Source organism: Brevundimonas sp. AVps23W (assembly GCF_058681395.1).
The window spans coordinates 1,685,506-1,709,593 of the sequence record NZ_CM178738.1 but is presented as its reverse complement, the minus strand read 5'-3'; the positions used below and the strand labels follow the sequence as shown (position 1 = coordinate 1,709,593).

Sequence of the window (24,088 nt, the reverse complement as noted above, 5' to 3'; positions counted from 1 at the left end):
CGTCCCCGGCGCAGATCACCGCAGCCCTCCGCCGAGCGCGCGGTACAGCTCCACAAGATTGGTTTCGCGGCTCAGACGCGTGGTCAGCAGTTGTTGTTCAGCACTATAGGCGGTGCGCTGAGCATCCAGAGCCACCAGGAAGGACGACACTCCGACCCGGTAACGGGCTTCGGATATGGTGGCCGCCGCCCGCGCCGATTCAGCCCGCGCCGTCTGAGACGCGACCTGTTCGTTGATCGTGCCGCGTTGGGCCAGGGCGTCGGCGACTTCGCTGAAGGCCGTCTGGATGGCCTTTTCGTAGGTCGCCACGGCGGACTGCGCATTGGCCTCAGCCAGCCTCACATTCCCAAGCCTGCGGCCTGCATCGAAGATCGGCAGGCTGACGCTCGGCGTGATCGTATGAGAATAGCTGCCGTCCGAGAACAGATCGGACAAGGCCGTGCTGGCGCTGCCGTAGGAGGCCGTCAACGAGATCGTCGGGAACAGCGCCGCACGGGCAGCGCCGATGTCGGCGTTTTCCGCGCGCAGCTCACGCTCGGCTTGCAGCACGTCAGGACGCGCCAAAAGGACCTCGGACTGAACGCCGGTCGGCAGTTCCGCCAGCGTGGCGCCGGCGGCTGTCAGACCCTCGGGCAGCAGGTCGGATGCGACCGGCGCCCCAACCAGAAGTTCCAGCGCATTGCGATCCTTGGCGACCGTGGTTTCCAGGACGGCCACGTCATTGCGCGCGGCCTGATACTGGACGTCCGCCTGACGCGCCTCCAGCTCGGACGTCGTACCCAGCCGGAACTGGGCCTGAGTCAGAGCCAAGGTCGCCGCGTAGCTGTCGAGGGTCTGGCGAGACAACTGGAGTTGGTCCTGATCCGCCGCGAGCGTCAGCCAAGCGGTCGCGATTTCCGCGATCAGGCTGATACGGGTCGAACGCTGGCCCTCCTCAGTCGCGAGATACTGCTGAAGTGCGGCCTCGCTCAGATTGCGAACCCGACCGAACAGATCGATCTCGAAGGCGGAGATCCCCAGATCAGAGGAATAGGATTCCACTTCTGAACCGGCGGCGGAGCCAGCGGCCGCGACCTGCGACGGGTTGTCCGTATAGGTCGCCGAGCCGCTGAGAGAAGCGGTCGGCAGCCGGTCGGCCCGTGTGACGCGGTACTGGGCGCGCGCGGCGAGAACATTCGCCGCCGCCACTCGCAGATCGCGATTGTTTTCGAGCCCTTGAGCAATCACGTCCCGAAGACGCGCGTCGGTGAAGAAGTCTCGCCAGCCCAGGTCAGCGACGGCCACGGGGTTGGACGCCGCGTCTGGATATACGCCGCCCTGCGGGAGCGCCGCCGGGACGACGCCTTCTGGCCGGATATAGGCGGGAGCGAGATTGCACCCCGTCAAAAGGGTCGCGCCGGCCAGGACGATTGAAATCGGCTTGATCATGGTTTGACGCTTTCAGCGGTATCGTCGCTTTGAAAAGAGGTGTCGGACGACGTCTTGCGCGACTGGAACAGGCTGGTGACGACGACGAAGAACATCGGCACGAAGAAGATTGCCAGGATGGTCGCGCTGAGCATGCCGCCGATCACAGACTGACCAATGGCGTTCTGTCCCCCTGCACCCGCGCCGGTCGAGATCGCCAGCGGCAGGACGCCGAAGATGAAGGCCAGACTGGTCATCAGGATCGGCCGCAGCCGTAGACGCGCCGCCTCGACCGCCGCCTCCATGGCGCCCATGCCTCGACGCACGCGCTCCTCGGCGAACTCGACGATCAGGATGGCGTTCTTGGCCGCCAGACCGATTGTCGTGATGATGCCGACCTGGAAGTAGATGTCGTTGTTCAGGCCGGTGAGATGCGCCGCCAGAACCGCGCCCAGCACGCCCAGCGGCACCACCAGCAGCACCGCAACGGGAACAGTCCAGCTCTCGTAAAGGGCCGCAAGGCACAGGAAGACGATCAGAAGCGACAGGCCGTAGAGCGCCGGCGCCTGGCCACCAGACATCTTCTCTTCATAGGACAGACCCGTCCATTCCAGCCCAGTCCCCGGAGGGGTCTTGGCGTGGAGTTCCTCCATGGCCGTCATGGCGGCGCCAGAGCTGACGCCAGGGCCCGATCCGCCCTGGATTTCCATGGCAGGCTCACCGTTGAAACGGGTCAGCTGGACCGGCGCCTGGGTCCACGAAGGCGTGGAGAAGGCGGTGAAGGGAGCCAGTTCGCCCGAGGCGCCGCGAACATAGAAGTCGCTCAGGCTCTCCGGCTTCAACCGATAGGGCTGGTCGGCCTGGACATAGACCTTCTTGACCCGACCGCGATCGATGAAGTCGTTGATATATGTACCGCCCCAGACCGTGGAGACGGTGCTGTTGACGGTCGCCAGATCAAGCCCAAGCGCGGCGATACGGTCTTGGTCGATGTTGATCTTCAGTTGGGCGGCGTCGTCGAGCGACAGAGGACGCACCTGGGACAGGCGCGGATCCTGAGCCGCCATGCCCAACATCATGTTTCGCGTCTGCAGCAGGCTTTCATGACCGGCGCCAGCGCGATCGACCAGCCACATGTCGAAGCCGGTGGCGTTGCCCAGTTCGGAAACAGCGGGCGGCACCAGGGCGAAGATCATGGCGTCTCGGTATTGCGAGAAGGCGCCCATGGCCCGACCTGCGATGGCCTGGGCGGTATTGGCGGGACCTTTACGCTCTTCCCAATCCTTCAGACGAACGAAAGCAAGACCGGCGTTCTGACCCTGGCCGGCGAACGAGAAGCCGCTGATCGTGAAGACGCCCTCGATGTTGGCGGCCTCAGCCTTCAGCAGATGGTCGCGAACCACGTCCAAAGCCTTGTCGGTCCGACCGAGCGTCGCGCCGGACGGTCCCTGAACCATGGCGATCATCATGCCCTGGTCTTCTTCAGGCAGGAATCCGCCCGGCAGGCGCATGAAGGCGAAAGCCATTACGCCGAAGATCAGGATATAGACCAGGCCCGAACGTTTCCAGCTGCGGGCGGTCTTACGCACTCCGCCTTCGTAGCTGACCGTCGCCCGGTCGAAACTGTCGTTGAACCAGGCGAAGAAGCGGCCCAGCGGTCCAGTCCCGTGGCCCTTGGACGGATCGTGCGGTTTCAGGATGGTGGCGCACAGAGCCGGCGTCAGGATCATGGCGACCAGCACCGACAGGACCATGGCCGTGACGATGGTGATCGAGAACTGACGGTAGATAACGCCCGTCGATCCACCGAAGAAGGCCATGGGCAGGAAGACCGCAGACAGGACCAGGGCGATACCGACCAGAGCGCTGGTGATCTCGTCCATCGACTTGCGAGCAGCCTCCTTGGGAGACAGTTTCTCGGTCTGGATCAGACGTTCGACGTTCTCGACCACAACGATGGCGTCATCGACCAGCAGGCCGATGGCCAGCACCATGCCGAACAGCGTCAAGGTGTTGATGGAGTAGCCGAACAGACTCATCACCGCGAAGGTGCCCAACAGCACGACCGGAACGGCGATGGTCGGGATCAGGGTGGCCCGCCAGTTCTGCAGGAACAGGAACATGACGATGAAGACCAGGACCACGGCTTCGATCAGGGTGTGAATGACCTGTTCGACGGAGAGCCGCACGAAGGGCGTGGTGTCATAGGGATAGGTGACCTTGACACCGGCAGGCAGGGTCTCGGCGATGCGGGCCACTTCGGCCTGAACAGCCTCAACAGTGTCCAGAGCATTGGCGCCGGGCGCCAGCTTGACGCCGAAACCGCTCGCGGGCTTGCCGTTGTACTGGCTACGGAACCCATAGGACTCCGCGCCCATTTCGACGCGGGCGACATCGCGCAGACGCACAATCGCGCCATTGGTATTGGTCTTGACGCGGATCGCGCCGAATTCTTCCGGAGTCTGAAGGCGCGACTGAACTGAAACGGTCGCGTTCAGCATCTGGTCTTCAGGCGAGGGCAATGCGCCGATCTGGCCTGCAGAGATCTGAGCGTTCTGGGCTTCGACAGCGGTGGTGACGTCGGCGGCGGTGACCCCGTAACCCGACATCTTCAGCGGATCGAGCCAGATCCGCATGGCGTATTGGGAGCCGAAGGTCTGTATCTCGCCCACGCCGTTGACCCGGCTGATCGGGTCCTGGAACTTCGAGACGACCAGATCTGACAAATCGACCTGGGTCTGGGAGCCCGTGTCGGAATAAAGGGCGGTGATCAGCAGGAAGTTGCTCGACGACTTGGCCACGGTGACGCCAAGGCGTTGCACCTCCGTAGGCAGTTGCGAGGTCGCGGCCTGCAGCTTGTTCTGGACCTGCACCTGGGCGATGTCAGGATCCGTGCCCTGTTCGAAGGTCAGGGTGATGGTCGCACTACCGGCCGAAGACGAGGACGACGAGAAGTAGCGGAGGTTATCGATCCCCTTCAGCTGCTGCTCGATCACCTGGGTCGTCGTGCGCTCCAGGGTTTCTGCGTCGGCGCCGGGATAGTTGGCCGTGATGGTCACGGCCGGCGGGGCGATGGTCGGAAACTGCGCGATAGGCAGACTGTTGATCGCCAGCACGCCGGCCAGCATCAGACCGATCGCAAGAACCCATGCGAAGATGGGTCGATCAATAAAGAAGCGGGACATGGATCAGTGCGCCTGCGCCGGAGTTTGACCGGGCTTGCCGGAGGGCGCCGACCCACCGGCCTGATAGGGCGAGGCCTTGACCGGCGTCCCCGGCATCAGGTTCTGCGCGCCCTCGACAACCACGCGGTCTCCGGGCTGAAGGCCGGACGTCACCATCCAATCCTGACCCACGGTGCGGCTGGTCGTGATGGGGCGAGGTTGCAGTTTGCCGTCAGCCCCGATCACCATGACCACGCCGGCGCCCTTCGCGTCACGGCTCACAGCGCGTTGCGGCGCGAGGATGGCGTTGGAGGTCGAACCTTCGACCAGGACCGCGCGGGCAAACATGCCCGGCAGCAGCAACCCATCCGGGTTGTTGAAGATGGCGCGAATGTTCTGACTGCCGGTGTCGGCGTCGACAGTGACGTCGGCGAACTGAAGCGTTCCGTCCTGGCCGTAGGTCGAGCCGTCTTCCAGCAGCAACTTGACCCGGGCGCCGTTTGCATCACGGGACAGAGCGCCGGACGCGATCTGCTGGCGCAGCTTCAACAGGTCCCCGCTGGACTGGGGGATATCGACGTAAACGCGATCAATCCGTTGGATCGTGGCCAGGGGCGAGGCCTGGGATGCGGTGACCAGGGCGCCGACGGTGAAGCTGGAACGACCGATCCGGCCCGAGATCGGTGCGCGGACAGTCGTCCGGGCCAGATCGATCTGAGCGGTGCGAAGCGCTGCAACCTGAGCTTGAACATCGGCTTCGGCCTGCTGCGCGCTCGTCAGGGCGTCTTCCAGCTCCTGCTGCGAGATGCCGTTGATCTTGACCAGTTCCTGATAGCGACGCGCCAGACCGGCGGTCGAGGCGACGGCTGCCCGTGCCCGGGCAAGGCTCGCCTGGGCGCTGGCGACCTGCGCCTCATAAGGGGCCGCGTCGATGCGATAGAGGGCCTGCCCAGCACGGACGAAGTCGCCCTCTTCAAACAGCCGCGCCGTCACGATGCCGTTCACCTGCGGGCGAACGTCCGATGTCTCAGCCGCGCTGATACGGCCCGGCAGTTCCGTCGTCAGGGTGACGGGGCTCGTCTTGATCGTGACAAACGAAACCTGCGGGGGCCCTGCGGGCGGCTGCTGGGGCTGAGACGAGCAGCTCGCGAGCAGCAACGCCAGACCAATCGCCGGAGCGACAACTTTCATCGTTAACCTCTCGCAAACCATATGTGAACGAACGTTCACTCACTGTTGCGCCGGTGTTAGTCGTGCGCTATGGGTCCTGTCAAGTGAGGATGAATACCTGATGGCTTTGGCGACGAAGGCGAGAGAGGAGCGGGCGGACGCGCGGCGCCAGGCGCTGATCGACGCAGGACGCGTGCGCTTTTCAAAACAGGGCTTTCACCAAACGGGTATGGCGGAACTCGCTGCGGCCTCCGGCATAAAGATGGGGCAGATCTACCGGGACTTCGGCAGCAAGGACGACATCATCGCGGCCATATGCGAGCAGGACATCTCGTTGCTGCTCTCAGACGTGAGGCTGTTCGACGACGCCAAGAGCGGCGGGCCCGAGGCTCTGCGAAACTGGATCGACGATTATGTTGAGCATCAGCCTGTGCTGGACCAGTGCCGGATGATGACCGAGATTTCAGCGGAAGCCGGAAGAAATCCGCGCGTCGCCCGCATATTGATCGACCTGGAGTCCCGCCTACTGGAAAAGTTGGACTCGACGCTGAACGCCCTTACCGAAGGCAAGATCGCCGCCGCCGACCGCCGCCGCCTCGTGAAACTCATGTTCACCCTGAACCTTGGCCTGATGATCCGCAGGGCGGCGGAACCCGATCACGACGCCAGGGCCACAATGCGCGCGGCCATGGTTTTGATTCTGCGGGACATTGAGCGCCTGATCGGCGAGAAATAGTCCCTGCCCGTCGGTTCGTTACAGCGCTGCTGGTTCTCAGCAGGATATGGTAGGCGGCGACGGGTTCGAACCGCCGACCCTCTCGGTGTAAACGAGATGCTCTGACCAGCTGAGCTAGCCGCCCTTGGACCGAAGCGGGCTTATGCCCTGCCCCCTTCAACCGTTCAAGGCGCTTTTCAGACCCTCGCCGGGGCGAAAGCGCGCGGTGCGGGAGGCGGCGCGGGCAATGGCTTCGCCGGTTTGGGGATTGCGGGCGACGCCGGCCTTGCGATCGACGGGGGTGAAACTGCCGAAGCCGATCAGTTTGACGTCCCTGCCCTGAGTTAGGGCTTCCACCACGCCCTCGGTGAAGGCTTCGAGCGCGGTCTTGGCCTGGTCGCGGCTGATGTTCGCGGCCACAGCCATGCGGCCGATAAGTTCGGCTTTTGTCATGTCGTCCTCCCAGGCCGATCAGTAAACGGCGGATCGACAGTCGCGTCAAAAGCGAAAACGCCGCCGACGGGTATGTCGGCGGCGTTTGTACTAAGACTTAGGTCGCGTCTCAGTGGCTGACGGTGGCCGTCGCCCCGTCAAGCGGGGGGACGGGCGCGGGCAGAGGCTCGGCCGCCTCGTCCCATTCGACCGGCGTCAAGATGCCGACGAGAGCCCATTTCAGGGCCTCGTCCGCCGTGGAGATCGGCACGATCTCCAGCGCCGACTTCACATTGTCGGGCACGTCGGCCAGGTCCTTCTCGTTCTCCTGCGGGATCAGCACCGTCTTGACGCCCGAGCGGAGCGCCGCGAGCAGCTTCTCCTTGAGGCCGCCGATGGCGGTGACCCGGCCACGCAGGGTGATCTCGCCGGTCATGGCGATGTCCTTGCGGATCGGGATGCCCGTCAGGACCGAGACCATGGCCACGGTCATGGCGACGCCGGCGGACGGACCGTCCTTGGGCGTGGCGCCGTCCGGCACGTGGACGTGGATGTCGGTCTTCTCAAACACCGGCGGCTTGACGCCGAAATCGAGCGCGCGCGACCGGACATAGGAGGCCGCCGCAGAGATCGACTCCTTCATCACGTCTTTCAGATTGCCGGTCACGGTCATGCGGCCGCGGCCCGGCATCTTGATGGCTTCAATCGTGAGAATGTCGCCGCCGAACTCGGTCCAGGCCAGACCGGTGACGATGCCGACCTGATCCTCCTCGTCCGTCTCGCCGTAGCGGAACTTCTTCACGCCCGCATAGTCGGCCAGCTTTTCCGCATCCACGGTGATCGAGGCGACCTTGGTCTTGGCCATCTCGCGCACGGCCTTGCGGGCCAGACCGCCCAGGGCGCGCTCCAGCGAGCGCACGCCGGCTTCACGGGTGTAGTAGCGGATCAGGTCGCGGATGGTCTCTTCCGGCACGACCAGTTCGCCGGCCTTCAGACCGTGGTCCTCAAGCTGTTTGGGCAGAACGTGACGCTTGGCGATCTCGACCTTCTCGTCCTCGGTGTAGCCCGACACCCGGATGATCTCCATCCGGTCCATCAGCGGCTGCGGCATGTTCAGGCTGTTCGCCGTCGTGACGAACATGACCTGGGACAGGTCGTAGTCGACCTCCAGATAGTGGTCGCCGAAGGTCGAGTTCTGGGCCGGGTCCAGCACCTCGAGCAGGGCCGAAGACGGGTCGCCGCGCCAGTCGGCCCCCAGCTTGTCGATCTCGTCCAGCAGGACGAAGGCGTTGGTCGTCTTGGCCTTCTTCATCGACTGGATGATCTTGCCGGGCATGGAGCCGATATAGGTCCGGCGGTGGCCGCGGATCTCGCTTTCGTCGCGCACGCCGCCCAGCGACATGCGGACATATTCACGCCCCGTCGCCTTGGCGATGGACTTGGCCAGCGAGGTCTTTCCGACGCCGGGAGGGCCTACGAGGCACAGGATCGGCCCCTTCAGACTGCCGGTGCGGGCCTGGACGGCCAGATATTCGATGATCCGTTCCTTGACCTTCTCCAGGCCGAAATGGTCCTCCTCGAGGATCGCCTCCGCCTTGTTGAGGTCGATCGGCTTCTGCTTGGCCTTGCCCCACGGCACGGACAGCAGCCAGTCGAGATAGTTGCGGACCACGGTCGATTCCGCCGACATCGGCGACATGTTGCGCAGCTTCTTGACCTCAGCCTCGGCCTTGGTGCGGGCTTCCTTGGACAGGCGCGTCTTACGGATGCGCTTCTCCAGGTCCATGATCTCGTCGCGCGCGTCGTCGGTCTCGCCCAGTTCGCGCTGGATCGCCTTCATCTGCTCGTTCAGATAATATTCGCGCTGGGTCTTCTCCATCTGACGCTTCACGCGCGAGCGGATCTTCTTCTCGACCTGGAGGACGGAGATCTCGCCCTCCATCAGACCATAGACCTTCTCCAGCCGCTTGGGCACGTCGATGGTTTCCAGCAGGCCCTGTTTGTCGGCGATCTTGACCGACAGGTGGGCGGCGACCGAATCCGCCAGCTTGGAGGCGTCGGTGATCTGGGGGATGGAGCTGAGGGCTTCGGGCGGGACCTTCTTGTTCAGCTTCACATAGTTTTCGAACTGCTCGACCACGGCGCGCAGCATGGCTTCGGCCTGGGAGGCCTCGCCCGGCTCGTCCTCGATCTCGACAGCCTCGGCCTCGAAATAGTCCTCGCGGTCGGTGAAGCGGGTCAGGCGCGCGCGGCCCTTGCCCTCGACCAGAACCTTGACGGTGCCGTCGGGCAGTTTCAGCAGCTGCAGCACGCTGGCCAGCACGCCGATGGGATAGATGGCGTCGGGCGACGGATCGTCGTCGACGCTGTTCTTCTGGGTGGCCAGAAGGATCTGCTTGTCGCCCTTCATGATCTCGTCGAGGGCCTTCACCGACTTCTCGCGGCCGACGAAGAGCGGCACGACCATGTGCGGGAAGACGACGATGTCCCGCAGCGGCAGGACGGGCAGGATCTTGGATTCAGTCATGGATGCGTACTCCAGGGCCATTGATGATCGCCGGCCCGCCGCCAGGGTCGTTCGGACAAGAGGCCCGACCGACGCATGACAGCCCGTCGATTCCGACGGCGTTCGGATGAGTATGTGGTTTGAAAGCGCTTCGGTTCAAGCGTAACGGCGGAACCACCCACATCTGCGTGGCTTGGACGCATCGGCGACGCAGACGAACGGAGGCGCCGACGCGCCTTCGCTGCGAAGTTCGGGGAGGGCGTGGGACGCCGGGTCTGCACCCGGGGTTTGGAGTTTTAAGTACCGTTTCGGCGCAGTCGTCGTCCCACGCGGTCGTTTTCCACACGCACTCCGGCTGGCGGCCCTCCTTTTAGAGCCTTGCCGGATCGGCGGGCCGCCTTGCGACGGCTTCGCCGGGGCGGACATGCCGACGAAGGTCGACAGCGGTCCGCTTTCCTAGGCGTGCGGCGAGCAGGAGACGGCATCCATCGCCGCCCCTAAGGACCCCGGCGGTCTCCTCCCCACCGGCTTCATCGCTCGACCACAGCCCCGCCGCCGTCAGGGCGCTGGATCCGACGCCCTCCCCATCGGCGGGGATGAGAGGAGGTTACGCGCGATTGTTCCTATGGCGCGGAAGTCGGGGCGAGATTCTTCTAGGACTTTGAAATTGTTCGATTCAGACCAGCGTCATTGTGCGCGTTGGCTCACCTCTCCGCGCGCGAAGGCGCGGGGGGAGGACAGGTCGCGCTTGCGACCAGGCGGGGGCGACTCCGGCAGTGGTGATGACCGACCCAGCGTCTGACACCGAGTCGCCCCCTCCTGGCGCTCGCTGACGCTCCCGCCTGTCCTCCCCGTTCGCCTTCGCGAACGGGGAGGTGAGTGTGTGGAGGCAGCGTCATTGTGCGCGGTGCGGCGTCAAAGAGCCCCTTGTGTGTTGGCATTGTGATTGAATGTGGATGCGGGCGGCTGTTCACGCAGCCGCCCGCCGCGGCCTTGAACCCGTATACCCCCTGGTCGAGAGACCGTGACGGAGCCTGGGTCAGGCTGTGATCTTCCAAACCCGAACAGTTGCACGGGACGAGGATCCCGCACTGGCAAGGAAGGGTCGCAAGATGACACAGGATAGAGTGTTTGTCGGCATTGATGTGAGCAAGGCGAGGCTGGATGTCGCCCTGACGACGGGCGAGGTCTGGTCGGTGAGCAATGATCGGGCGGGCTGGAGCGCCTTGATCGACCAACTCCAGACGATCAGGCCTGAAGCCGTCGGGCTGGAGCCTTCGGGCGGCTACGAACGGGACCTGGTCGAGGCCTTGACGCAGGCCGGCCTAGCGGTGCGGCGGGTGGAGGCCGGTCGGGTGCGCGCCTTCGCGGGTGTTCTGGGCCTGAAGGCCAAGACCGATCTGATCGACGCCCAACTGATCGCCCGCTTCGTCCAGACCCTGCCGGGACGGACGGTGGAGCCCAACGCCCGCGCCCAGGCTCTGGCTGAGTTGGTCGATGCCCGCCGCGCCCTGTGCGAGGAACAGGTTCGGGTCCGCAATCAGGTCGAACAGGTGCGCGACCCAATGCTGCGCCGCATGGCCGCCCGCCGCCTGAACCGGATGAAGGCCGACGTCGTGCTGCTGGAGAAGCGTCTGGCCGCCACCGTCGCCGCCGATCCCGACCTGGCCGAACGCGACAGGTTGATGCGCTCGGTCCCCGGCGTCGGCCCGGTGTTGAGCTGGACCCTGATGGCCCACCTGCCCGAACTTGGTCGGCTGAGCCACAAGCAGATCGCCGCCCTCGTCGGCGTCGCCCCCTATGACCGCCAGAGCGGATCCTTGAAGGGCCGAAGCATGATCCGAGGCGGACGCGCCGTGGTCCGCAACGTCGCCTATATGGCCGCCCTGATCGGGGCCCGCCACAACCCTGTCCTGGCCGCTATGAAACAGCGCCTCGCCGCAAAGGGAAAACCCGGAAAGGTCATCCTTGTCGCCCTGATCAACAAGCTGATGACCCTGCTCAACGCCGTCGTCCGCGACCGTTCCGAATGGAGGATCGCAACCCACTGACAAACACAGTTGCTCCGTCTCGCCGCTGCGCGTCGATCCACCTCCCCACTGCGTGGGGAGGAGACAGGTGGTCTGTGCGTCTCCTCCCCGCTTTGCGGGGAGGGGGACCGCCGCGCCTCTTGCGCGGTGGTGGAGGGGCTCTTGGCCGCGAATTCGCTCTCTGGCCCTGAGCGCGGCCGGGCCGAGGCGAAAGCCCACCCCGGTCATGTGCTGATGCTGGGCTAAGAACAGGCCCCTCATCCGGCCCTTCGGGCCACCTTCTCCCCCAAGGGGAGAAGGAAGACAAAAAAGGGCCGGAGCGTTGTCGCTCCGGCCCTTCATTTCAGTGCGAAGTCGATGCCCGATCAGGCGGCGCCGTCAGCCTTTTTCTTGGTGGCTTCGGAATAGATCAGCAGGGGCTGGGCCTTGCCGTCGATGACCTCGGCGTTGACCACAACCTCTTCGACGCCTTCGAAGGTCGGCAGTTCGAACATGGTTTCGAGCAGGATGCCTTCCAGGATCGAACGCAGACCGCGCGCGCCGGTCTTCCTAGTAATGGCCTTCTTGGCGACGGCGATCAGGGCGTCGTCGGTGAAGGTCAGTTCGACATTCTCCATCTCGAACAGGCGCTTGTACTGTTTGACCAGGGCGTTCTTGGGCTCGGTCAGGATGGTGACCAGGGCCGTTTCGTCCAGGTCTTCCAGGGTCGCCAGAACGGGCAGACGGCCGATGAACTCGGGGATCAGGCCGAAGCGCATCAGGTCGTCAGGCTCGACGCCCTTGAGGATGTCGCCGGTGCGACGCTCGTCGATTTCCTTGACCTGGGCGCCGAAGCCGATGGAGGCCCCTGCCCCGCGCGCCGAGATCACCTTCTCCAGGCCGGCGAAGGCGCCGCCGACGATGAAGAGGATGTTGGCGGTGTCGACCTGCAGGAACTCCTGCTGCGGATGTTTGCGACCGCCTTGCGGAGGCACGGAGGCGACGGTGCCTTCCATGATCTTCAGCAGGGCCTGCTGCACGCCCTCGCCCGAAACGTCGCGGGTGATCGAGGGGTTATCCGACTTGCGGCTGATCTTGTCGATTTCGTCGATGTAGACGATGCCGCGCTGGGCCCGTTCGACATTGTAGTCGGAGGCCTGGAGCAGCTTCAGGATGATGTTTTCGACGTCTTCGCCCACATAACCGGCTTCGGTCAGGGTGGTGGCGTCGGCCATGGTGAAGGGCACGTCGATGATGCGGGCCAGGGTCTGGGCCAGCAGCGTCTTGCCCGAACCGGTCGGGCCGATCAGCATGATGTTGGACTTGGCCAGTTCGACGTCGTTGTTCTTCGTCGCGTGGTTCAGACGCTTGTAGTGATTGTGGACCGCGACCGAGAGGACCTTCTTGGCGTGCGACTGGCCGATGACGTAGTCATCCAGGACGTCGCGAATCTCCTTCGGCGTGGGGACGCCGTCGGTGGTCTTCTTGAACCCGATCTTGTGCTCTTCACGGATGATGTCCATGCACAGTTCGACGCACTCATCGCAGATGAATACGGTCGGGCCCGCAATGAGTTTGCGGACCTCGTGCTGGCTCTTTCCGCAGAACGAGCAGTACAGGGTGCTTTTGGCGTCGGTGCCGGCTGCTTTGGTCATAGACCCTTATCTCACTCCCGCGGAGCGAACCGAAATGGTCCGAAACGCGCTTCCTCCACGTTGATTCCAGCACTCTGGACGCAAAGGTCTTCAAAAAATGACAATCACCCATCCCACGTTCGACGACAACCCCGAAGGCGGCATGGGATTGTTGCAGTGCGTGGATGGATCAGTGTCGTTGGGGATCAAGGCGAATGTCTGACATGGGAAGCCTGCAGGATTTGCGCCAGCCCCGGACCAAATCGGGACAGGCGGCGCCCATCGTGGCCTTCGATTTCGACGGCACACTGACCGTGCGCGACAGTTTCACCGAATTCCTGCGCTGGAAGGCCGGGCCGGGCGGCTGGGCCCTGGGGCTGGTCAAGCTGGCCCCTGCCCTGGCGGCCTATGGGCGGCACCGGGACCGGGGCCGGATCAAGGCCGCGTCGGTGAAGGAATTCCTGGCCGGCGAGGCCCGCGAACAGCTGGAGGCCGAGGCGGAGCGGTTCGCCGAGGTCATGTGGTCGCGGCTGATGCGGCCCGACGCCCTGGCGGTCTGGGACGACTGGGGCCGGCGCGGCGCACATCGCGTAATTGTGACCGCCTCGCCCGAGACGACGGTGGCGCCCTTTGCCCGAAGACTGGGGGCCGAGGCTCTGCTGGGGACGCGGCTGGGATTCGATTCGGAGGACCGGGTGACCGACGCCTTCGCCGGGCCGAACTGCCGGGGTGAGGAGAAGGTGGTTCGGCTGAAGGGCGCCTATGGCGAAGACATGACGTTGAGCGCCGCCTATGGCGACACCTCGGGCGACCGCGAGATGCTGGCCATGGCGCAGGAGGCGGGGTTCCGGGTGTTCAAGGCGCAGCCCTGAACGGATCCTGAGCCGATCAACGGCCGTCGGCGTCGACGTCGAAGACCACGGCCTTGCCGCGCGAGGTCGGATCCCAGCCGGCCTCGATGGCGGCCGCCACGGCGTTGCGGACGGCGTCGACATTGACCCGCTGTTTCTCGACGTCCGGCCGGCCGTTCGGCCGCAGGGGCGGCGGAAACTGGATGATGGCCTCGCGCTTGAAATCGACGTGGCGCAGGGAGACGGCCATGCCCTCCCAGGCGTTGCCGCCCTTGGGCTGGGGCTGGCGACGGATTTCCCAGGCGTAGGTCTCGCCGTCGACCTCGACCGTGCCGCTGGGATCGCGTGTGAACTGCATCTGGGTTCCGATAGTCGAAAATGGAAAAGGGCGCGCCGCCAGGACGCGCCCCCTTCGCCGTGTGGTGGAAGGGCTTAGTGGCCCGGAGTCTTGACGCCGTCGGCGTCGGCCTGTTCGCGACGGTCATAGACGTGGTCGACGATGCCCCAGGCCTTGGCCTCTTCGGCCGACATGAAGTGGTCGCGGTCCAGGGTCTTTTCGACTTCTTCGTAGGTCCGGCCGGTGTGGTGGACGTAGATCTCGTTCAGGCGGCGCTTGGTGTAACGGATGTCGGCGGCGTGCAGCTCGATGTCCGAGGCCTGGCCGCGGAAACCGCCCGACGGCTGGTGAACCATGATGCGGGCGTTCGGCAGGGCGATGCGCTGCCCCGCGGCGCCGGCCGTCAGGATCAGCGAACCGGCCGAGGCCGCCATGCCCATGACCACGGTCGAAACCGGGCTCTTGATATATTGCATGGTGTCGTAGATCGCGAGCGCCGAGGACACCTGTCCGCCGGGGCTGTTGATGTACATGGAGATTTCCTTCTTGGGGTTCTCCGACTCCAGGAACAGCAGCTGGGCGCAGATCAGCGAGGCCATGCCGTCCTCGAACGGCCCCGTCAGGAAGATGATCCGCTCGCGCAGCAGGCGCGAGAAGATGTCGAAGGAGCGCTCGCCCCGGCTGGACTGCTCGACCACCATGGGGACGAGGTTCATGTTCATCAGTTCGATCGGATCGCGCATATGGGTCCTTGGAGGGAATCGGCCGCTCTCGCAGCGCCGCTACGCCAACCATATCGCGTCGCATCGCCCACGACGCAAGCCTAGGGCAGACACAGGCCTAGGGCGAAGGCGTCCGGTCACCGGCCATGGAGCGGGCGATCTCGTTGAGCTGAAACCGCGAGCGCACGGGGGAGATGCTGCCTGAAATCCGAATTTCCGCCTTATAAAGCCCCTTCAGATAGGCCCAGTCCCAAGTCGTCATCGCCGGGAGATCCGCCTGTCCGTCCCAAAGGTTGAGGATGGTGGGAAACTTCTGCGTGTCTGCGTCGGGGTCCACTTCGGCCAAGGCGACCATGGCGATGTAGTCCGCGAGGGCTTCGCTCGAAACGCCATTGGTCTGACCCGCATCGACGACGACAATGGACCGGATGATCGCTCGGACCTGATTCTGGTTCATGTAGATCTCCCCCAGATCAGCCGCCCGGATCGGCACACTGCCGTTGTGCTCCCCGTCCAAACCAAATTGACCGCCGTCGCCTTGAGTCGGCGTCAAAAACGCACCGTGCCGCGTGCTGAAGTCGCCGGACATGGTCCACCAGCGGACAGGCGCGTTGGTCGTTTCGAACTTGCTTAGTTCACCGCGGTCGCCCTGCGGCTCGCCGGCTTTCAGTCGAAAGAGGGACGGCATGGCGGAGACCAGATCGGTCGCGGTTGCTGCGCCGTCCGACGTGAAAACCACGACCAGATTCGGTCGGCATCCCTCTCCGACCTCGATTCCGAGGTTCTGCGCCCGGGCGACGATACGCGCCGATACGATCGACTTCGCCTCAGGGGCCAGGTTTTCGACCAGCAGACACACGGGCGTCCGCCACGTGGCCAGACTTAAGGCGCGAAGGGGAGGATTGGCGACGTGATCGACATAGGATCGGGCGACCTCCGGCGTCAGGGGAGCCGCCGTCACCACCACATCGTCGAGAACGGCGGACGGATCCTGGGTCGCAAGCGCGAGAGACAGGGCTAAAAAGGCCGACGACATCTGCATACCTCCGCTTTTACTAAAGCGAGGCTACCTCAAATCAGCAGGAACACAACGGCGGGACGAAGACGTTGGTCGGCGAGGGCACGCGCTTCTTGCGGTCAAATGAAAAAGGGGCTCGCGCAAGCGCGAACCCCTTGATCATAAGCATGTTCGTCAGAACAGGACGAAGGTCGGAAAAACCGATCAGCCCTCTTCGTCTTCCTTCAGCAGCTCTTCCTTGGTGATCGGCTTGTCGGTCACTTCGGCCAGGCCGACGATCAGGTCGACGACCTTTTCCTCGTAGATCGGGGCGCGCATCTGGGCGGCGGCGTTGGGGTTCTGGCGGTAGAAGTTCAGGACGGCCTGTTCCTGGCCCGGATAGTTGCGGGCTTCCTGAAGCAGGGCGGCGTTCAGTTCCTGGTCGGTGACCTGGACGTTGTTGGCGCGGCCGATCTCGGCCAGGACCAGACCCAGACGCACGCGGCGCTCGGCGATCTTGCGGTATTCGGTCTTCAGGTCCTCGTCGGACTTGGCGGCGTCCTCTTCCGGCAGGCGGCCGGCGGTCTTGTCGGCCTCGACCTGTTGCCAGATGCCGTCGAACTCGGCCTCGACCATCTTCGGCGGCAGCGGGAAGTCATGGGCGGTGTCCAGCTGGTCCAGCAGGGCGCGCTTCAGCTTGAACCGGGCGGCGCCGGCATATTGCTGGTTCAGGTTCTGGCTCAGCAGTTCCTTCAGCTTGTCTAGCGATTCCAGACCGATGCGCTTGGCGAACTCATCGTCCACCTTGGCTTCGACCTCGGCCTTGATCGCCTTCACCTTGATGTCGAAGGTGGCCAGTTTGCCGGCCAGATGGGCGGCCTGATAGTTTTCCGGGAAGGTGACCTCGATGGTCTTTTCCTCACCGACCTTGGCGCCGGTCAGTTGCTCTTCGAAGCCGGGGATGAAGCGGCCCGAGCCGATCACCAGGTCCGCGTCCTCGGCGGCGCCGCCGTCGAAGGGCTCGCCGTCCAGCTTGCCCAGGAAGTCGATGGTCAGTTGGTCGCCCTCGGCGGCCTTGACGGTCTTGCCCTTCTTGTCCTCGTAGGACTTGGCTTGGCCGGCCAGCTCGGTCAGGGCCTCGTCCAGATCGGAGTCGGAGGCTTCGTAGGTCGGGCGTTCCAGCTTCAGGGTCTTGGGATCGACCGGGGTGAAGTCCGGCATGATTTCCAGCGCCATTTCATAGGCCAGGTCTTCCTGACCGGCCATGACCTTGTCCATGTCGGAGGTCAGTTTCATCTCGGCCGGAGCGGCCGGACGGATCTTGGCCTCGTCGAGGGCCTTCTGGCTGGTCTCGTTCAGTTCGGCGTTGATGATCTCGCCCATGAACTCGCGGCCGAAGGTCTTCTTGACGTGGGCGACCGGCACCTTGCCCGGACGGAAGCCTTTCAGCTTCACCTGCGGGGCGACTTCCTTGACGCGGGCTTCGAGCTTCTCGTTCAGCTCCGCGACGGGAATGGTGACCGCGAACACGCGGCTGAGGCCTTCGTTCGACTTTTCGACGACTTGCATGGTCGGGATTTCTGACGCTCTGGGGCGCATGGACCGTCGAAACGGTCGGCGCGAAATGGATAAAGCAAGAAGGCCGCCCCTTGCAGAGCGGCGCCTCGAAGCCCGCCCTTATGTCGAGAAGGGCCCCAAAGGTCAACGCGAGCGTGGCGTCAGGCGGTGGTTTCGCGCCGCAGGGGCGATTATGTAGGACGGATGAGCCAGCCCGCCTCCCCCATCGGCGTCTTCGTCACGCCCGTCACCCCGCTTCAGCAGAACTGCACCACCGTCTGGTGCACCGCGACCAACAAGGCGGCGGTGATCGATCCGGGCGGGTCGGTGGATGCGGTACTGGGCGAGGTGGCGCGACGCGGCCTGACCCTGGACCAGATCTGGATCACCCACGGGCACCTCGACCACGCCGGCGGCGCGGCCGAGATGCAGGAGAAGACCGGGGTCCAGATCACCGGGCCGCAGAAGGCCGATCAGTTCTGGATCGACCGGATCGTGGAAAGCGGCCGAATATACGGCCTGCCCGACGCCCGCCCCTTCACGCCCGACCGCTGGCTGGAGGACGGGGATACGGTCAGCCTGGGCGAGACGACCTGGGAGGTGCGCCACTGCCCCGGCCATACGCCAGGCCATGTGATCTTCTTCAACCGCGCAGCGCGATTCGCCCAGGTGGGGGATGTGCTGTTCAAGGGATCAGTCGGCCGCACTGACTTTCCGATGAGCGATCCGCCCGCCCTGATCCGCGCCGTGGTCGAGAAACTGTGGCCGCTGGGCGACGACGTGACCTTCGTGCCGGGGCACGGGCCGATCTCGACCTTCGGCGAGGAGCGGCGGACCAATCCGTTCGTGTCTGACGCGGCGCTGCAAAGGGCGCCGATACAGCGGGAGCCGGTGGGTCCGGCTTAGATTCCTTCCTTCTCCCCTTGCGGGAGAAGGTGGCCCGAAGGGCCGGATGAGGGGTCCGGCGGTGGGCCAGCTCGCACCACCTTACCCCTCACCCTTTCGCGCAAGACTGATCGCTACGCTCTCAGGCGCTCAAGCCCTCTCCCGGCGGGAGAGGGTATTTAGCGGCGCATCATCATGCCGATGATCACGCCGACGCCCAGGGCGTAGAGGGTGGTCTTCACCGGTTCGTCGCGGATGCCGTCGCGGGCGGTTTCGACGCGGCCGATCACCTTGCTGCGGATCAGCTCAGCGTCTTCGCGCAGGGCTTGGCGGATCGAGGTGGTGTCTTCGAAGCTGCGGGCTTCGCCTTCGGCCAGGATGGCGTCGGCCTGACGGTCCAGACGCTGGGTCAGGGTGTCGTCTTCCAGGACGATGTCGTCGGGGGATGCGGGGGCGATAGGAGTCTGGGTCATGAGGATCTCCGGGGGTTCGGACACTGAACCGGCGCGCCCCGATCCAGTTCCCCCGGCCCATCAAGGTCGGACAGTGAACATTGCGGGTCGCACAGCGTTCTCAAGCCAGAGGAGAACACCATGACCTATGTCGAACCCACGCCCCCCGGAACGCCGCAACCCGAGATCCAGCCCGAGCCGACGCCCCAGCCCGAAATCGATCCGTCCGACACGCCGGACGAAATGCCGCCAATGGAACCGGGCGGCGGCGGCGAAGGTGATTCCCGGCCCTATGGAGCCGCTTGAAGTCAAACCACAAAGTCGTTCCGAGGCGGGACAGTAAAACGGAGTTCCGCACGGAACCGTCACCGAGTCACAGGGTTCTTTCGGCAAGCGCAACGGCAGCAATGAAAGGAACACCGATGGACAGCCAGCCCACGCGACCCTCCGGCGTTTCCAAGCGGGGCTTCGCCTCCATGGATCCCGAACGTCAACGCGAGATCGCGCGAAAGGGGGGCGCCAGCGTCCCCAGCGAAAAACGAAGCTTCTCACAAGACCGCAGCCTGGCGGCTCAGGCCGGACGCAAGGGCGGCGAGGCCTCGCACGGGCCGAAGAAGGACGCGACGTCCGAGGGGGAGTGATCTCCGCTTCAGCGAAATTTCAGGGCGGCGCGTCGATGATGCGCCGCCTTTTTTGTGTCCCGCCGTTTAATCCCGTCACCCTCGGGCTTGTCCCGAGGGTGACGGGTGGGGTATCTGCGGGCAGGGCTTACTCCCGCAGCACGGCAAGGGCCACGCTGGGTTCGGGAGAGACTTCGAAACCGACTAGCGACCAGCCGGACTCCTTGGCCAGGGCGGCGACCGAATCCCGCGTGAACTTGCGCGAGCTTTCGGTGTGGATGGTCTCTCCGGCCATGAAGGTGAAGGCGCTATCGCCGACGCGGGCGGCGGTTTGGCGTGTGGCCTGGAGGTGCATCTCCATGCGCGACTGATCCGGGTTCCAGACGGCGCGGTGGGCGAAGGCGTCCAGGTCGAAGTCGGCGTCCAGCTCGGCGTTGGCGCGGACCAGGAGGTTCAGGTTGAAGGCGGCGGTGACGCCCTGGCTGTCGTCATAGGCGGCGACCAGGGTGGCGGGATCCTTGACCAGATCCACGCCCAGAATGAACAGCGCCCCCTCCCCCAGCATCCGACGCGCCGAGGCGAGGAACCGCACCGCTTCTTCGGGCTGCAGATTGCCGATGGTCGAGCCGGGGAAGAAACCGATGCGCCGGCCGTGCGGCAAATCGTCCGGCAAGGGCGCCAGATGTTCGAAATCGCCCAGCAACGGCTGGACCCGCAGGGCGGGATAGTCGGCGCGAATGCGGGTGGCCGCATCCAGCAGGGCCGACTCGCTGATGTCCAGCGGCACATAGGCGCCGAGGTCGGGCGCGGCCTCCAGCAGGAGACGGGTCTTTTCGCTGGCGCCCGATCCGAACTCGATCAGGACGGCGTCGGGGCCGAAGTCGGCGGTCAGGGCGGAGGCGCGGTCGCGCAGCAGGGCCGTCTCTTGCCGGGTCGGATAATATTCCGGCAGGGCGGTGATGTCCTCGAACAGGCGCGAGCCCTCGGCGTCGTAGAACCATTTGGGCGGTACGGCCTTCTGGTCGCGCGACAGGCCCTCGACCAGGTCCCGCCGGAAGGCGGCGGTCTGGACGTCGACCTCGGGGGAACCCCTGCGCTCGTGCGGGGCGTCTTCGGCTAGTCTCAGACCCATGAAGGCCCACCTCTGTTGGGGGTAGAAGAAGTTGCGATAGGTGATGCGGTCGTGGCCGGGGGGCGTGGCGAAGGCGCCGCCGCGCAGGACCATCTGATTGGCCATGAACTTGCCGTTGTACTCGGCCGCCGTGCCCGGCGTCGGCTGGAAGCCGGGGTATGGGGCGTAGGCGCTGGACGTCCACTGCCAGACCTCGCCCGACAGGTTGGAGAAGGCGTCGGGGGCCGTGGTCGCGGCGTGCTCCCACTCGGCCTCGAACGGCAGGCGTTTGCCGGCCCAGCGGGCGTAGGCGTCGGCCTCGTAGAAGCTGATGTGTCGCACGGGGGCGGTGAGATCGACGGGCGTGCGGCCGGTCAGGCTAAGGACCGTCCAGTCGTCGCCGTCGCGGCGCCAATAGAGGGGCGCGGTCCAGGCCTCGGCCTTGACCGTGGCCCAACCGTCGGACAGCCACAGCTCGGGCCGGGCGTAGCCGCCGTCGGCGATGAAGCCCAGCCAGTCGCCGTTGGTCACGAGGTCTGCCACCAGGGCGAAGGGCTCCAGCCAGACCCGGTGCGCCGGACCCTCATTGTCGAAGGCGAAACCGGCGCCGACGTGGCCGATCGAGACTAGGCCGCCGTCAAAGGCGACAGCGCCGCCGCGCGGGGCCTCAAGCGGAGCCTGTCGCGGCTCGACCGCATAGCCGGCCGGGTCCAGCGGCGAGCAGGACATCAGGTTCAGCAGGTCCATCAGGAACAGCTCCTGATGCTGCTGGTCGTGGTGCAGGCCCAGTTCGAACAGATAGAGTTGCTGACCGCTGGACGGCCCCGAGGCCAGCCAGGCGGCCATGCGGCGGTCGATCTCGCGCCGATAGGCCAGGACCTCATCGACGGAGGGACGGGTGATCAGGCCCCGCTGGGGCCGGGGCACCCGTTCGCCCAGGGCCTCATAGTAGGAGTTGAACAGTTGCTGGAAGCGCGGATCGACCGACTGATAGTCCGGATCGGCCGACAGGATCATGGCCTCGAAGAACCAGCTGGTGTGGGCCAGGTGCCATTTGCCGGGACTGCAATCCGGCATGGACTGGGCCGACAGATCCTCGGGCGAGAGACCCTGCGCCAGGGCGGGCATGGCGGCCCGGGTCTCCCTGAAACGGGCCACGTCGGACGCCGCCCGCGTACCGGGTTCGAAGCGAGCATTCATGTCAGCCGTTCCGTCCCGCGTCAGCCTCGCCGCCCCGCCGGGCGTCGCGTCGTCCAAGCAGAACGAACGTCACGCCTCAGCTGGAGTTCCCCTGACGTAGGAAGCGTCGGCGTGATTTCAACGCACCGGCTTGCCGCCGTGTTTGGCGTATTCCAGCCGGGCGATGGCGCGGTTGTGAACCTCGTCCGGGCCGTCGGCGATCCGCAGGGTGCGCACCGTGGCGTAGAGTTCCGCCAGCGGCGTGTCGCCCGAGACGCCGGCGCCGCCGAAGGCCTGGATGGCGTCGTCGATGACCTGAAGCGCCATGCGGGGGGCCGCGACCTTGATCTGGGCGATCTCGGAGCGGGCGTTCTTGGCCCCCGCCTCGTCCATCATCCAGGCGGCCTTCAGCACCAGGAGGCGGCACATCTCGATATTGATGCGGGCGTCGGCGACCCGCTGCTCCCAGACCGAATGCTCGGCCAGCTGTTTCCTGAAAGCGGTGCGGTTCAGCAGCCGCGTCACCATCAGCTCCAGCGCCCGCTCGGCCGCGCCGATCACGCGCATACAGTGGTGGATCCGGCCGGGGCCGAGGCGCCCCTGCGCGATCTCGAACCCCCTGCCCTCGCCGGCGATCAGGTTTTCGACGGGGACGCGGACGTTTTCCAGCACCACCTCGGCATGGCCGATGGGGCGCTCGTCATAGCCGAAGACCGACAGCATCCGCTCGACGCGGAAGCCGGGCGTGTCCACGGGGACGATGATCTGGGACTGTTGGGCGTGGGTGGCGGCGTCGGGGTCGGTCTTGCCCATGACGATGCTCACCGCGACGTTCGGGTGGGCCATATTGGTCGACCACCATTTGCGACCGTTGACGACATAGTGGTCGCCGTCGCGCTCGATCCGGGTCTGGATATTGGTGGCGTCGGACGAGGCGACCTCGGGCTCGGTCATCAGGAAGGCCGAGCGGATTTCGCCGGCCATCAGCGGCTTGAGCCAGCGGTCCTGCTGGGCCGCGTCCCCGTACATGTGCAGGACTTCCATATTGCCGGTGTCGGGGGCGTTGCAGTTGAACACCTCGGACGACCACAGATGGGCCCCCATCATCTCGGCCAGGGGGGCGTAGTCGAGGTTGGTCAGGCCGGCGCCGTGGTCTCCGGGCAGGAACATGTTCCACAGGCCCGCCTCGCGCGCGGCGGCCTTCATGGCCTCCATGACCGGGGGCTGGCGGTCCGGGTTCTCGCGCACCTGGGCGAAATATTCGGCCTCGCGCGGGATCACCTGTTCGTCGAGGAAACGGCGCACGCGGGCGTGCCAGTCCAGGGCGCGGTCGGAATGTCTGAAGTCCATGTCGTTTCCTTTTTCTCGTTCGCGCCTCTGACGGGCGCTGATACGAAAACGGCGCGGCCCCGAGGGGAGCCGCGCCGCAATCAACTGTTGCTCAGCCTGGCATCAGCGCTTCAGCAGCGGGGCCAGCTTCTGGGCGATCATCATGTCGCCGGCGATCTTCAGCTTGCCCTGCATGAAGGCCATCATCGGGTCCAGCTTGCCTTCCGACAGGGCCATGAAGTCGTCCCACTTCATCGAGACGGTGGCGTCGGCGGGCTTGTCTTCGTTGGTGACGGTGTTCGGCACCGAGGCGCCGTCGATGAAGATCTTGCCCTCGTCGCCGAGGTCGAGCTTCACGGTCTTGCCCAGACCGGAGTTGTCGCCGACGGCGTTGCGGATGTGGTCGGTGACTTGTGCGAGATCAGGCATTGGGGGCGTCTCCCTTGGACGTTGAGACCCATGCCGTAACCCGCATCGCGCGGGGCGCCAAGATCACGTCGGGTAAAGCTGTCGTCACTTATCCTCGGACGAGCGCGAATAGAGGCTGGCCAGGCCCAGCGCGCCCATGAAGAAGACGAAGGCCGCGACGATGGCGGCGACGAAGGGAATGGCGTCCTGGGGCATGAGGATATCTCCTTTACCCCACCCTGGCGCGGCCCCGCCCGCCCCGCCTTGATCCGGATCAAACCTGCAGGATCTGACCGTCAGGCCTCGGGATCGCCGTCGCGAAAACGCCATTTCATCGCCAGCACGCCCGAGGCCATGACCAGTGCGCATGAGTTGGCGACGGTCACCGGCCAGGCCTGGGTCATGACGCCATAGACGACCCACAGGGCGAAACAGGTCACCGTCAGGGAATAGGTCTTCAGACTGACCGAGGAGGCGTCGCGCTCCTTCCAGATCTTGATCGCCTGGGGCGCGAAACTGGTCACCGAACAGACCGCAGCGGCCGAGCCGACGATATTGGCGATCAGGTCGCTCATCTCAGGCTCGTCCGCTGTTCATGAAGAC

The 24,088-nt window shown here is 65.1% G+C and carries 21 protein-coding genes and 1 tRNA gene; 6 read left to right on the top strand and 16 right to left on the bottom strand.

What is annotated here, in order from left to right:
• Nucleotides 1-15 precede the first annotated feature (15 nt).
• From ACW177_RS08360 to ACW177_RS08350, 3 genes are read right to left on the bottom strand one after another with little or no spacing between them, the layout of a single operon-like run.
• Nucleotides 16-1,428 carry an efflux transporter outer membrane subunit gene (locus ACW177_RS08360; RefSeq protein WP_492025269.1) on the bottom strand — a complete coding sequence of 471 codons (1,413 nt, stop codon included), beginning with the start codon at nt 1,426-1,428 and terminating at the stop codon, nt 16-18.
• Complete coding sequence (locus ACW177_RS08355; protein ID WP_492025268.1) at nt 1,425-4,592, bottom strand: efflux RND transporter permease subunit; 3,168 nt, start codon at nt 4,590-4,592, stop codon at nt 1,425-1,427. The genes ACW177_RS08360 and ACW177_RS08355 overlap by 4 nt, the downstream gene beginning before the upstream one ends.
• Nucleotides 4,593-4,595: 3 nt before the next feature.
• Nucleotides 4,596-5,762: an efflux RND transporter periplasmic adaptor subunit gene (locus ACW177_RS08350; RefSeq protein WP_492025267.1), complete on the bottom strand. Its 1,167-nt coding sequence runs from the start codon at nt 5,760-5,762 to the stop codon at nt 4,596-4,598.
• 100 nt (nt 5,763-5,862) lie between these two features.
• Here ACW177_RS08350 and ACW177_RS08345 point away from each other — a divergent pair, with 100 nt between their 5' ends.
• Nucleotides 5,863-6,477: a TetR/AcrR family transcriptional regulator gene (locus ACW177_RS08345; protein WP_492025266.1), complete on the top strand. Its 615-nt coding sequence runs from the start codon at nt 5,863-5,865 to the stop codon at nt 6,475-6,477.
• A 47-nt stretch (nt 6,478-6,524) separates the two neighbouring features.
• Here the strand turns inward: ACW177_RS08345 and ACW177_RS08340 are convergent.
• From ACW177_RS08340 to lon, 3 genes are all read right to left on the bottom strand, one after another.
• Nucleotides 6,525-6,601: transfer RNA gene (locus ACW177_RS08340), tRNA-Val, on the bottom strand.
• 32 nt (nt 6,602-6,633) lie between these two features.
• On the bottom strand, nt 6,634-6,909 hold the full coding sequence (locus ACW177_RS08335) for an HU family DNA-binding protein (RefSeq protein WP_492025265.1): 276 nt from the start codon (nt 6,907-6,909) through the stop codon (nt 6,634-6,636).
• A gap of 109 nt (nt 6,910-7,018) precedes the next feature.
• Nucleotides 7,019-9,415, bottom strand: coding sequence for an endopeptidase La (gene lon, locus ACW177_RS08330; RefSeq protein WP_492025264.1), 2,397 nt, complete (start codon nt 9,413-9,415; stop codon nt 7,019-7,021).
• A gap of 1,091 nt (nt 9,416-10,506) precedes the next feature.
• Here lon and ACW177_RS08325 point away from each other — a divergent pair.
• On the top strand, nt 10,507-11,445 hold the full coding sequence (locus ACW177_RS08325; protein WP_492025263.1) for an IS110 family RNA-guided transposase: 939 nt from the start codon (nt 10,507-10,509) through the stop codon (nt 11,443-11,445).
• 344 nt (nt 11,446-11,789) lie between these two features.
• Here the strand turns inward: ACW177_RS08325 and clpX are convergent, their stop codons facing one another.
• Complete coding sequence (clpX, locus tag ACW177_RS08320) at nt 11,790-13,058, bottom strand: ATP-dependent Clp protease ATP-binding subunit ClpX (RefSeq protein ID WP_492025262.1); 1,269 nt, start codon at nt 13,056-13,058, stop codon at nt 11,790-11,792.
• A gap of 194 nt (nt 13,059-13,252) precedes the next feature.
• Between clpX and ACW177_RS08315 the strand changes: the two genes are divergently transcribed.
• Nucleotides 13,253-13,909 carry an HAD-IB family hydrolase gene (locus ACW177_RS08315; RefSeq protein WP_492025261.1) on the top strand — a complete coding sequence of 219 codons (657 nt, stop codon included), beginning with the start codon at nt 13,253-13,255 and terminating at the stop codon, nt 13,907-13,909.
• A 16-nt stretch (nt 13,910-13,925) separates the two neighbouring features.
• On the opposite strand, the gene ACW177_RS08310 is transcribed toward ACW177_RS08315, so the two are convergent.
• From ACW177_RS08310 to tig, 4 genes are all read right to left on the bottom strand, one after another.
• Nucleotides 13,926-14,246 carry a hypothetical protein gene (locus ACW177_RS08310; protein ID WP_492025260.1) on the bottom strand — a complete coding sequence of 107 codons (321 nt, stop codon included), beginning with the start codon at nt 14,244-14,246 and terminating at the stop codon, nt 13,926-13,928.
• A 74-nt stretch (nt 14,247-14,320) separates the two neighbouring features.
• Nucleotides 14,321-14,968: an ATP-dependent Clp protease proteolytic subunit gene (locus ACW177_RS08305; protein WP_271166410.1), complete on the bottom strand. Its 648-nt coding sequence runs from the start codon at nt 14,966-14,968 to the stop codon at nt 14,321-14,323.
• A 97-nt stretch (nt 14,969-15,065) separates the two neighbouring features.
• The gene (locus tag ACW177_RS08300; protein WP_492025259.1) at nt 15,066-15,983 is read right to left on the bottom strand and encodes a hypothetical protein; all 918 of its coding nucleotides are present in this window, start codon (nt 15,981-15,983) and stop codon (nt 15,066-15,068) included.
• A 186-nt stretch (nt 15,984-16,169) separates the two neighbouring features.
• Nucleotides 16,170-17,513 carry a trigger factor gene (tig, locus tag ACW177_RS08295; protein ID WP_492025258.1) on the bottom strand — a complete coding sequence of 448 codons (1,344 nt, stop codon included), beginning with the start codon at nt 17,511-17,513 and terminating at the stop codon, nt 16,170-16,172.
• A 192-nt stretch (nt 17,514-17,705) separates the two neighbouring features.
• On the opposite strand from tig, the gene ACW177_RS08290 reads away from it, so the two are divergent.
• Nucleotides 17,706-18,407, top strand: a complete 702-nt coding sequence (locus ACW177_RS08290; protein WP_492025257.1) for an MBL fold metallo-hydrolase — start codon at nt 17,706-17,708, stop codon at nt 18,405-18,407.
• 158 nt (nt 18,408-18,565) lie between these two features.
• Here the strand turns inward: ACW177_RS08290 and ACW177_RS08285 are convergent, their stop codons facing one another.
• Entirely contained in the window at nt 18,566-18,859 is a 294-nt protein-coding gene (locus ACW177_RS08285; protein ID WP_492025256.1) for a hypothetical protein, read from the bottom strand.
• A gap of 120 nt (nt 18,860-18,979) precedes the next feature.
• Between ACW177_RS08285 and ACW177_RS08280 the strand changes: the two genes are divergently transcribed.
• Nucleotides 18,980-19,144, top strand: coding sequence for a hypothetical protein (locus ACW177_RS08280; protein ID WP_492025255.1), 165 nt, complete (start codon nt 18,980-18,982; stop codon nt 19,142-19,144).
• 116 nt (nt 19,145-19,260) lie between these two features.
• Nucleotides 19,261-19,479, top strand: a complete 219-nt coding sequence (locus ACW177_RS08275; RefSeq protein WP_492025254.1) for a con-10 family general stress protein — start codon at nt 19,261-19,263, stop codon at nt 19,477-19,479.
• 127 nt (nt 19,480-19,606) lie between these two features.
• Here the strand turns inward: ACW177_RS08275 and egtB are convergent, their stop codons facing one another.
• The 4 genes from egtB to ACW177_RS08255 all read right to left on the bottom strand — a co-directional run bounded on the left by egtB (nt 19,607) and on the right by ACW177_RS08255 (nt 24,060).
• A complete protein-coding gene (egtB, locus tag ACW177_RS08270; RefSeq protein ID WP_492025253.1) occupies nt 19,607-21,769 on the bottom strand; it encodes an ergothioneine biosynthesis protein EgtB in 2,163 nt (720 codons plus the stop codon).
• 117 nt (nt 21,770-21,886) lie between these two features.
• Complete coding sequence (locus ACW177_RS08265) at nt 21,887-23,098, bottom strand: acyl-CoA dehydrogenase family protein (RefSeq protein WP_492025252.1); 1,212 nt, start codon at nt 23,096-23,098, stop codon at nt 21,887-21,889.
• Nucleotides 23,099-23,200: 102 nt separating this feature from the next.
• On the bottom strand, nt 23,201-23,506 hold the full coding sequence (locus tag ACW177_RS08260) for an SCP2 sterol-binding domain-containing protein (RefSeq protein WP_348684333.1): 306 nt from the start codon (nt 23,504-23,506) through the stop codon (nt 23,201-23,203).
• Between the two features lie 275 nt (nt 23,507-23,781).
• A complete protein-coding gene (locus tag ACW177_RS08255; protein ID WP_492025251.1) occupies nt 23,782-24,060 on the bottom strand; it encodes a SemiSWEET family sugar transporter in 279 nt (92 codons plus the stop codon).
• Nucleotides 24,061-24,088: the final 28 nt, after the last annotated feature.